The organism is Terrisporobacter sp. (assembly GCF_017888745.1).
Classification (GTDB): Bacteria; Bacillota; Clostridia; order Peptostreptococcales; family Peptostreptococcaceae; genus Terrisporobacter.
The window spans coordinates 1-8,824 of the sequence record NZ_JAGHFM010000062.1 but is presented as its reverse complement, the minus strand read 5'-3'; the positions used below and the strand labels follow the sequence as shown (position 1 = coordinate 8,824).

Here is an 8,824-nt window from a genome sequence, read left to right as displayed (position 1 = left end):
TTTCTTAGGAGCATCATCAGCTTTAGGAGTTGAGTATACAGTACCTGAAATTTCTCAAAGTGTTGTTATAACAAGAATGGAAGGTAGAACTCCAGTGCCACCTAAAGAATCTATTGAATCTTTTGCAACACATCAAACATCTATGGTTATATTCCTTTCAGTTCAAGAAATTGAAAAAGTTGTAGAAAAATTAATTGATGGAGGATATGCAAAAACTACTCCAATAGCAGTTGTATATAAAGCAACATGGCCAGATGAGAAGGTAGTTAAAGGAACATTGGAAGATATAGCACAAAAAGTAAAAGAAAATAACATAAGAAAAACTGCTTTAATAATGGTTGGAGAGTTTTTAGGAAAAGAATACAATAATTCAAAGCTATATGATAAGGACTTTATTCATGAATATAGAGGATAAAAAAATAGCCATATTATCTATAACTCAAAATGGAAAATCTTTAGGAATTAATATAAAAAACAATATAAAAAATGCAGATTTATACTTTATAAAAAGAGAGGTTGTAGAAAATGAAACTAATGTTATTCATATTAATAAAAGATTAAAAGATTTTGTTCCAGAGATTTTTAATCAATATGATTATATTATTTTCATTATGGCAACGGGAATTGTTATAAGAACTATAGCACCTTTAGTTGTTAGTAAATTTAGTGACCCAGCTATTTTAGTTACAGATGAGAAAGGTAAAAATATAATCAGTCTACTTAGTGGTCATATGGGAGGTGCTAATGAGATGACTTTATATATAAGTGATTTAATTAACTCAAACCCAGTTATAACCACAGCTACTGATGTGAATGAAAAATCATCATTGGATATGATAGCAAAGAAATTAAATGCTTATATTGATAATTTTAGAGATAATGTTCTTAAAGTTAATTCTATGATTGTTAATAATGAAAAAGTTGGATTATTATTAGATGGAAATTACTCTATAGATACTAGGGGATTTACATTAATTGATAAGGACAACCTAGGAAATATAGATACTATAGTAATTATTAGTAATAAGAAAAGTATTCATACTAATTTAGATTTTAGTGAGAAAAATCTTATTAAAGTAATACCAAAGGATATTGTAATTGGTATTGGATGTAGGAAAGATACTGATAGTGAGTATATGAAAGATTCTTTAGTAGATTTTCTGCAACAACAAAATATAGATATTAATGCAATTAAAGAAATTGGTAGTATAGATGTAAAAAAAGATGAGAAAGCAATTTTAAATCTTAGTAAATATTTGAGGATTCCTTTTAAAACTTTTACTAGGGAAGAAATATCACAAGTAGATTATTTATATGATAAATCTGAATGGGTAAAAAAAAGCGTTGGAGTCTACTCTGTTGCAGAGCCAGTAGCACATTTGCTAAGTAATGGAAATCTAATTGTAGAAAAGCATAAGTACAAGGGAATTACATTTTCAATAGGGAGAATTGAGATATGATATATGTTATAGGTATAGGACCTGGATGTAAAAATATGATGACTGAGGAGGCTATAAAAGCAATTGAAGATGCTGAAGTTATCGTAGGATATAAAACTTATATAAATTTAATTCAAGAATTTATAGCTAATAAAGAAGTAGTTCAAAATGGAATGAGAAAAGAAATAGAAAGATGTAAGGAAGCCATAGAAATAGCTAAAACTGGTAAAAAAGTAGCTGTAATAAGTAGCGGAGATGCTGGTATTTATGGAATGGCAGGACTTATATTAGAATTAGTCACAAAAGAAAAAAGTGATATAAAAGTTAAGGTAGTTCCAGGGGTTACTGCAAGTATAGGTGCAGCAGCAGTTCTTGGTGCTCCTATAATGCATGATTTTTGTCATATAAGTTTAAGTGATTTATTAACTCCATGGGAAGTTATAGAAAAAAGATTAAAATTAGCAGCTGAAGCTGACTTTGTCATTTGTTTATATAATCCAAGAAGTAAAGGAAGAAGTGAACACTTAGCTACAGCTTTTAAAATTATGAGTGAATTTAAAGATGGATCTACACCAGTTGGTATTGTCAAAGATGTAGGTAGAGCAAATGAAGAAAAATTTATATGTACTTTCGATAATATGGACTTTGAAAGGGTTGATATGACAACTATGGTTATAATCGGTAACAAAGCAACTTATATAGAAAATGATTTAATGATAACTCCAAGAGGATATGAAATATGATTTTAGTTTTAGGTGGAACTTCAGATAGTATAGAAATATGTAATCTGTTGAATCAATATAAACTATGTTACGTAGTCTCAGTTACTACAAGCTATGGAGAAGAATTAGCAAGAAAGTGCACAGATAGTGTACTTTTAAAAAAGTTAACTATAGAAGATATGGTCGATTATATAAAAGAACATAGTATAACAAAGATTATAGATGCTACACACCCTTATGCAGTTGAAGTATCAAGGAATGCTATAAAAGCATGTGAGACTTCAGAGATAGAATATCTTAGATTTGAAAGAGAATCTTTAATAAATAAAATAGACTATGATAACAAATACATAGTCGAGGATATTGAAGAAGCTTGCAAGATAGCAAATAACTTAGGAAATAACATATTTATTGGAACAGGAAGCAAAAATCTTCATTTATATAAAGAAATGATAAAAGATAAAAACTTGATTGCAAGGATATTACCAACAAGTGAAGTTCTAATAAACTGTGAAGAAATAGGATTTAACGCAGATAATATTATAGCTATGAAAGGTCCTTTTTCTGAAGAAATGAATGAAGTTACATATAGACAGTATAATATTGATTTGGTTATAACTAAGGAAAGTGGAAGCGCAGGAGGTTTCTTAGAAAAAGTTAATGCATGTAAAAAATTAAATATACCAGTAATCATTATAAAAAGAAAAGGTATAAATTATCCAAATAAAGTAGGAAGTATAGAAGAGTTAAAAGGTTTGATATAGATTTATTTTGATGAGGAGAGAGAGATTATGAAGAGAGCTGTATTGGTAGTTAGTTTTGGAACAAGCTATCATGAGACAAGAAGAAAAACAATAGAACCGTGTGAAAATAAAATTAAAGAAAGTTTTGAAGGATATGATTTTTATAGAGCATTCACTTCGAATATGATAATAAATAAATTAAGAAAAAGAGATAACATAATAATTGATAATCCTATACAAGCTTTAGATAGACTTTATAATGAGGGTTATGAAGAAGTTGTAGTACAATCTCTTCATATTATATGTGGTGAAGAATATAACAAACTTAAAGATACAGTAGAAAGTTATAAAGATAAATTTGATAGAATTTCACTTGGAAGACCTTTATTAACTTATATAAATGATTATAGAGAAACAGTTTTAGCAGTAAAGCAAGAGATTGATAAAATGGAAATAGACGAAGCTATAGTATTTATGGGACATGGAACTGAGCATGAAAGTCACTCAGCTTATCCAGCAATAGAGTGTATGTTTAGAGATTATGGAATGAATGCATTTGTTGGTACAGTTGAAGGATATCCAGAAATAGAACAAGTTATCAAAAACTTAAAAGAAAAAGATATAAAAATAGTAGATTTAATGCCATTTATGCTAGTGGCAGGAGACCATGCTATAAATGATATGGCAAGTGATGAAGAAGATTCATGGAAGACTATTTTAGAGAATGAAGGATTTGAAGTAAAAGTTCATTTAAAGGGACTTGGAGAAAATCCATATATACAAGATAAATTTGCAAATCATGCGCTAGATTGTATAAGAGATTTACAAGAAGTAAGTAGTTAATATTAGGGGGAAAGATACATGGCAAAATTTTATGGAATAGGAACTGGACCTGGTGATAGTTCATTAGTAACAGTAAAAGCAGTAGAGACACTACAAAATATAGACATATTATATACTCCAGAATCAAAAAAAGGTAGGGAAAGTTTAGCATTATCAATAGTTTCTAAATATTTACCAGCAGATTTACACATTAAATCTAGACATTTTCCAATGAATTTTAATGAATTCGAAAAGGAACAAGCTTGGAACATGGTATCTAGTGAAATAGTAGAAGATGTGAAAAGTGGTAAAAATGTTGGATTCGTAACACTAGGAGACCCAATGATATATAGTACATATGTATATATAATGGAAAGATTAATGGAAGATATAGAAGTTGAAACAATACCTGGAATTTCATCATTTTCTAATATAGCATCTAATCAAAATTTCCCTTTGGTGATGGACACTGATCCGCTTATCATAATTCCTTGTACAATGGAGGAAGAAAAAATTGATGAAGCTTTTGAAAAATATGACTGTATAGTTTTGATGAAAGTTTATAAGAGAATACATATGATTATTGATAAATTAAAAAAATATGATTTAATTGACTATGCTATATTAGTCAGTAATTCATCACAAGAAAAAGAAGAGGTATTTACTAATTTAAGAGATGAGCATATTGATGAGAAGATATCATACTTCTCAACAATATTAATAAATAAAAATAATAAGAAGAGATAATAAAACTATAATTCCTACAAAATAAGGAGACGTATTATGAAGATAGTAGTTGGAACACGAGGTAGTAAATTAGCCCTTGTTCAAACTAACTGGGTTGTAGACGCATTAAAAAAAGTTAACCCAGGGATTGAATTTGAAGTTAAGGTTATAAAAACTAAGGGAGATTTAGTAACACATTTACCTTTACATAAAATAGGTGATAAGGGACTATTTACAAAAGAAATAGAGCAGCAGCTTTTAAATAAAGAAATAGATTTAGCGGTACATAGTATGAAGGATATGCCATCAATTCTTCCAGATGGATTAAAGTTTGCCAGTGTGCCAAGAAGAGAAGATCCTAGAGATATACTTGTTTTAAAAGAAGGCTATAAAACTATAGAAGATTTACCTATGGGAGCTAAGATAGGGACAGGAAGCAAAAGAAGAACATATCAACTTCTTAAATATAGACCAGACTTAGAAATAGTACCTATAAGAGGTAATATTGAGACTAGAATAAAAAAAATCGAAGATGAGAATCTTGATGGAGTTGTTTTAGCAGCGGCAGGTTTATTAAGAGCAGGTTTAGAAAATCGTATAAGTTATTATTTGCCTACTAATATAATGATACCGGCTCCAGCACAAGGTGCTCTTGCATTAGAAATAAGAGAAGATGATTCATATATGGAAGAAATTATTTCTCATATTAAAGATGAAGCAACAGAAATACAAGTAGCGGCAGAAAGAGGATTTTTAACTGGAGTCAATGGAAGCTGTCATGTTCCAATGGGGGCTTACTGTGAAATTCATAATGAAAAACTAATATTAACAGGTCTTTACGGAGATGAAGATGGAAAAAAATTAGTTGTTAAATCTATAGAGGGTAAAGTAAGTGATGCTAATAAAATAGGATATGACTTGGCTAAAGAAGTTCTTAATGAATATAACAAGTTATAGTGAGTTTAAGGAGTATGAAAACCATGAATGGAAAAGTTTACTTAGTAGGGGCTGGACCTGGAGATTATAAACTTATAACACTTAAAGGTTTAGAATGTATAAGAAAAGCTGATGTAATAGTATATGATAGATTAGCAAATATAAATTATTTAAAAGAAGCAAAGGAAGATTGTGAATTTATAAATGTAGGCAAAGCATCTAGTAACCACTTATTACCACAAGATGATATTAATAGATTAATAGCAGATAGGGCATTAGAAGGTAAGGTTGTAGTTAGATTAAAAGGTGGAGATCCTTATGTATTTGGAAGAGGTGGAGAAGAGGCAGAACTTCTTAGAGATGAGGGAATTGATTTTGAAGTTATACCAGGAATAACATCTCCTATTGGAGGGTTGTGTTATGCAGGAATTCCTATAACTCATAGAGACCATGCTTCATCATTTCATGTAATAACAGGACATCCTAGAAAAGATGGAAAAGAAACTAAGGAAATAAATTGGAATGCACTAGCTAATGTTAAAGGTACATTAGTATTTTTAATGGGAATTGCTAACTTAAAAAGTATAAGTGAAAACTTAATTAAAGAGGGAAAAGATAAAAACACTCCTGTTGCATTTGTAAGTTGGGCAACAAGATATAATCAAAAAGTTATCACAGCCACTTTAGAGAATGCTTATGAAGTTGCTATAAAAGAAGAAATTAAACCACCAACACTAATAGTAGTTGGTAGTGTGGTAAATCTTAGAGATAAGTTAAACTTCTTTGAGGAAAAACCTTTATTTGGTAAAAATATAGTTGTAACTAGATCTAGAATACAAAGTAGTTCTTTAGTTGAAAAAATCAATGATATGGGTGGAAATCCAATAGAAATACCAACTATAAAAATTGAAAAAATAGAGAACAATATTGAATTAGAAAATGAAATAAAACAAATTCAAGCTTATTCTTATATTATCTTTAGCAGCAAGAATGCGGTAGAAATATTCTTTGATAAATTAAATGAAATGGGGTATGACTGTAGAGTTCTTTATAACATAAAAATATGTGCTGTTGGATTAGAGACTGCAAAGTATATTAAAAGTAGGGGGATAAATCCTGATATAGTGCCAAAAAAATATGTTGCAGAAGGACTTTACGAAGAATTAAAGGATATAGTAAATGAAAATGATAGGATTTTGATACCAAGAGCAAAAAATGCTAGAGATTTTATAATTAATAAATTAAGTGAAAAATGTAGTGTAAAAGAAGTCATCACTTATGAATCAGTAATTGATTCTTCAAAAAAAGATGAAGCACTAAAAATCATACAAAATGAAGAACTTGATTATATTACTTTTGCTAGCTCTTCAACAGTTAAAAACTTTATAACCTTAATTGGAGAAGAAAATCTAAATAAATTAAATGATTTAAAAATCATTTCTATTGGACCAATAACAACAAAGACCATAGAAGAATTTGGTTTAAAAGTTTATAGAGAATCAGAAGAAGCTACAATTGATAGTATGATAGCTGCAATATCACAAGAATTAGTATTAAATTAGGGGTGATTATTATGTTAAAAAGACTAAGAAGATTAAGAAGTACAAAAGCTATAAGAAATTTAGTGAGAGAAACAAAGGTTCAAGTGGAAGATTTAATATATCCTTTGTTCATAGTTGATGGTGAAAATATAAAAAGAGAAATATCTTCTATGGAAGGTGTTTATCATTTTTCAGTAGATAAATTAGAAGATGAAATAAATGAATTAACTGAACTTGGTATTGAACACGTGTTATTATTTGGTGTACCAGATGATTATAAAAAAGATTGCTGTGGTAGTGAAGCATTTAATGATGATGGATGTTTACAAAGAGCAGTTAGAAAAATAAAAGAAATAAATCCTGAAATGGATGTAATATGTGACGTTTGTATGTGTGAATATACAAGCCATGGGCACTGTGGTATATTAACGGAAACGGGATATGTGGATAACGACAAAACTTTAGAGTATCTTGCTAAAATATCTTTAAGCTATGCAAAAGCTGGAGCTGATATGGTTGCTCCATCTGACATGATGGATGGAAGAATTGGTGCAATAAGAAATGCTTTAGATGAAAATGGATACGAAAATGTAGCTATAATGGCTTATAGTGCCAAATATGCATCATCATTCTATGGACCATTTAGAGAAGCAGCAAATTCAGCACCAGCATTTGGAGATAGAAAAACATATCAAATGGATCCAGCAAATTCAAATGAAGCTATGATAGAAGCAGAATTAGATATTCAAGAAGGAGCTGATATCATAATGGTAAAACCAGCTCTATCTTATTTAGATGTAATTAGAAGATTCAAAGATAACTATAATATGCCTATAGCAGCTTACAATGTAAGTGGAGAATATTCAATGTTAAAATTAGCTGTTAAACAAGGATTATTAAATGAAAGTGCTATATATGAAGCTGTTATGTCTATAAAAAGAGCAGGAGCAACTATAATAATCACTTATTTTGCTAAGGACTTAGCTAGAATGTTAAAAAATAATTAGTTATTATAAGTGATAAGACAATAGGAGGGAATATTATGAGCAATAAATTTGTTTTATCATATAGTGGTGGTAAAGATTGCATATTAGCAATGTATAGAAAAATTAAAGAAGGATGTAAACCAGTAGCCCTTTTAACTACTATAGAAAAATCAACTACAGAGTCTTGGACTCATGGATTAAATTATGATTTGCTAGAACAAGTAAGTCAAAGTTTAGATTTACCTATTATATATGTGGAATGTGATGTATCAGAATATGAGGATAGATTCGAAGAAAAGCTTAGAGTTGCAAAAGAAATGGGAGCTGAATCTGTTGTATATGGTGATATAGATATTGAACTACATAGACAGTGGGGTGTTGATAGAGCTGAGAACTCAGGTTTAAAATATGAATTCCCTCTATGGCAAGAAGATAGAGAAAAATTAGTTTATGAAAATATTGAAAGTGGCTTCAAAGCTATAATAAAAAAAGTTAACTTAGATTATATAAGTTCAGATTTCTTAGGAAAAACTTTAACAAAAGATTTAGTTAAAAAAATAAAAGAAACTGGAGCTGACGTATGTGGTGAAAATGGCGAATACCATACTTTTGTAGTTGATGGACCTATTTTTAATAATAAAATAAATATTAAATGTGAAAATATAGAGATTAAAGATAATTATGGATCTTTGATTATATAAATGATTAAATTTAAACATCTCAAGGTCAAACCTTGAGGTGTTTTTTAATTGTAAGGAAATTATATGTTATCTGCTTTGTATATAATATATAATTTTCAACCTTATTACTTGAGCAACGGACGCAGTCGTTGGCGACATGAAGTGGAGCGCCCGCGCAGTGGTTTAAGCGAAGCGAATTTTTTATTTAAGTGATTAATTAAGATGTTAG

10 protein-coding genes are annotated in these 8,824 nt (G+C 29.3%); all 10 read left to right on the top strand.

The window, feature by feature from the left end:
- On the top strand, positions 1-415 hold a 415-nt coding region (locus J7G74_RS02640; RefSeq protein ID WP_297131558.1), incomplete at its 5' end, for an SAM-dependent methyltransferase.
- A complete protein-coding gene (gene cbiG / locus J7G74_RS02635; protein WP_297131555.1) occupies positions 399-1,460 on the top strand; it encodes a cobalt-precorrin 5A hydrolase in 1,062 nt (353 codons plus the stop codon). The genes J7G74_RS02640 and cbiG, both read left to right, overlap by 17 nt.
- Complete coding sequence (gene cobJ / locus J7G74_RS02630; RefSeq protein ID WP_297131552.1) at positions 1,457-2,182, top strand: precorrin-3B C(17)-methyltransferase; 726 nt, start codon at positions 1,457-1,459, stop codon at positions 2,180-2,182. The genes cbiG and cobJ overlap by 4 nt, the downstream gene beginning before the upstream one ends.
- A complete protein-coding gene (gene cobK, locus J7G74_RS02625) occupies positions 2,179-2,925 on the top strand; it encodes a precorrin-6A reductase (RefSeq protein ID WP_297131549.1) in 747 nt (248 codons plus the stop codon). Before cobJ ends, cobK begins: the two co-directional genes overlap by 4 nt.
- 27 nt (positions 2,926-2,952) lie before the next feature.
- A complete protein-coding gene (locus J7G74_RS02620; RefSeq protein WP_297131547.1) occupies positions 2,953-3,747 on the top strand; it encodes a sirohydrochlorin cobaltochelatase in 795 nt (264 codons plus the stop codon).
- Positions 3,748-3,765: 18 nt separating this feature from the next.
- Positions 3,766-4,473, top strand: coding sequence for a cobalt-factor II C(20)-methyltransferase (locus J7G74_RS02615; RefSeq protein WP_297131544.1), 708 nt, complete (start codon positions 3,766-3,768; stop codon positions 4,471-4,473).
- A gap of 36 nt (positions 4,474-4,509) precedes the next feature.
- The gene (gene hemC / locus J7G74_RS02610) at positions 4,510-5,409 is read left to right on the top strand and encodes a hydroxymethylbilane synthase (protein ID WP_297131542.1); all 900 of its coding nucleotides are present in this window, start codon (positions 4,510-4,512) and stop codon (positions 5,407-5,409) included.
- A 23-nt stretch (positions 5,410-5,432) separates the two neighbouring features.
- The gene (cobA, locus tag J7G74_RS02605) at positions 5,433-6,950 is read left to right on the top strand and encodes a uroporphyrinogen-III C-methyltransferase (protein ID WP_297131540.1); all 1,518 of its coding nucleotides are present in this window, start codon (positions 5,433-5,435) and stop codon (positions 6,948-6,950) included.
- 11 nt (positions 6,951-6,961) lie between these two features.
- A complete protein-coding gene (hemB, locus tag J7G74_RS02600; RefSeq protein ID WP_297131532.1) occupies positions 6,962-7,936 on the top strand; it encodes a porphobilinogen synthase in 975 nt (324 codons plus the stop codon).
- Positions 7,937-7,971: 35 nt separating this feature from the next.
- Entirely contained in the window at positions 7,972-8,616 is a 645-nt protein-coding gene (locus J7G74_RS02595; RefSeq protein ID WP_297131531.1) for a diphthine--ammonia ligase, read from the top strand.
- Positions 8,617-8,824 lie beyond the last annotated feature (208 nt).

What these genes read in the sequence shown, in the direction of transcription:
- J7G74_RS02615 (WP_297131544.1), top strand. Translation starts at nt 3,766, where the DNA reads ATGGCAAAATTTTATGGAATAGGAACTGGACCTGGTGATAGTTCATTA.
- cobK (WP_297131549.1), top strand. Translation starts at nt 2,179, where the DNA reads ATGATTTTAGTTTTAGGTGGAACTTCAGATAGTATAGAAATATGTAAT.
- cobA (WP_297131540.1), top strand. Translation starts at nt 5,433, where the DNA reads ATGAATGGAAAAGTTTACTTAGTAGGGGCTGGACCTGGAGATTATAAA.
- J7G74_RS02595 (WP_297131531.1), top strand. Translation starts at nt 7,972, where the DNA reads ATGAGCAATAAATTTGTTTTATCATATAGTGGTGGTAAAGATTGCATA.
- J7G74_RS02620 (WP_297131547.1), top strand. Translation starts at nt 2,953, where the DNA reads ATGAAGAGAGCTGTATTGGTAGTTAGTTTTGGAACAAGCTATCATGAG.
- cobJ (WP_297131552.1), top strand. Translation starts at nt 1,457, where the DNA reads ATGATATATGTTATAGGTATAGGACCTGGATGTAAAAATATGATGACT.
- cbiG (WP_297131555.1), top strand. Translation starts at nt 399, where the DNA reads ATGAATATAGAGGATAAAAAAATAGCCATATTATCTATAACTCAAAAT.
- hemC (WP_297131542.1), top strand. Translation starts at nt 4,510, where the DNA reads ATGAAGATAGTAGTTGGAACACGAGGTAGTAAATTAGCCCTTGTTCAA.
- hemB (WP_297131532.1), top strand. Translation starts at nt 6,962, where the DNA reads ATGTTAAAAAGACTAAGAAGATTAAGAAGTACAAAAGCTATAAGAAAT.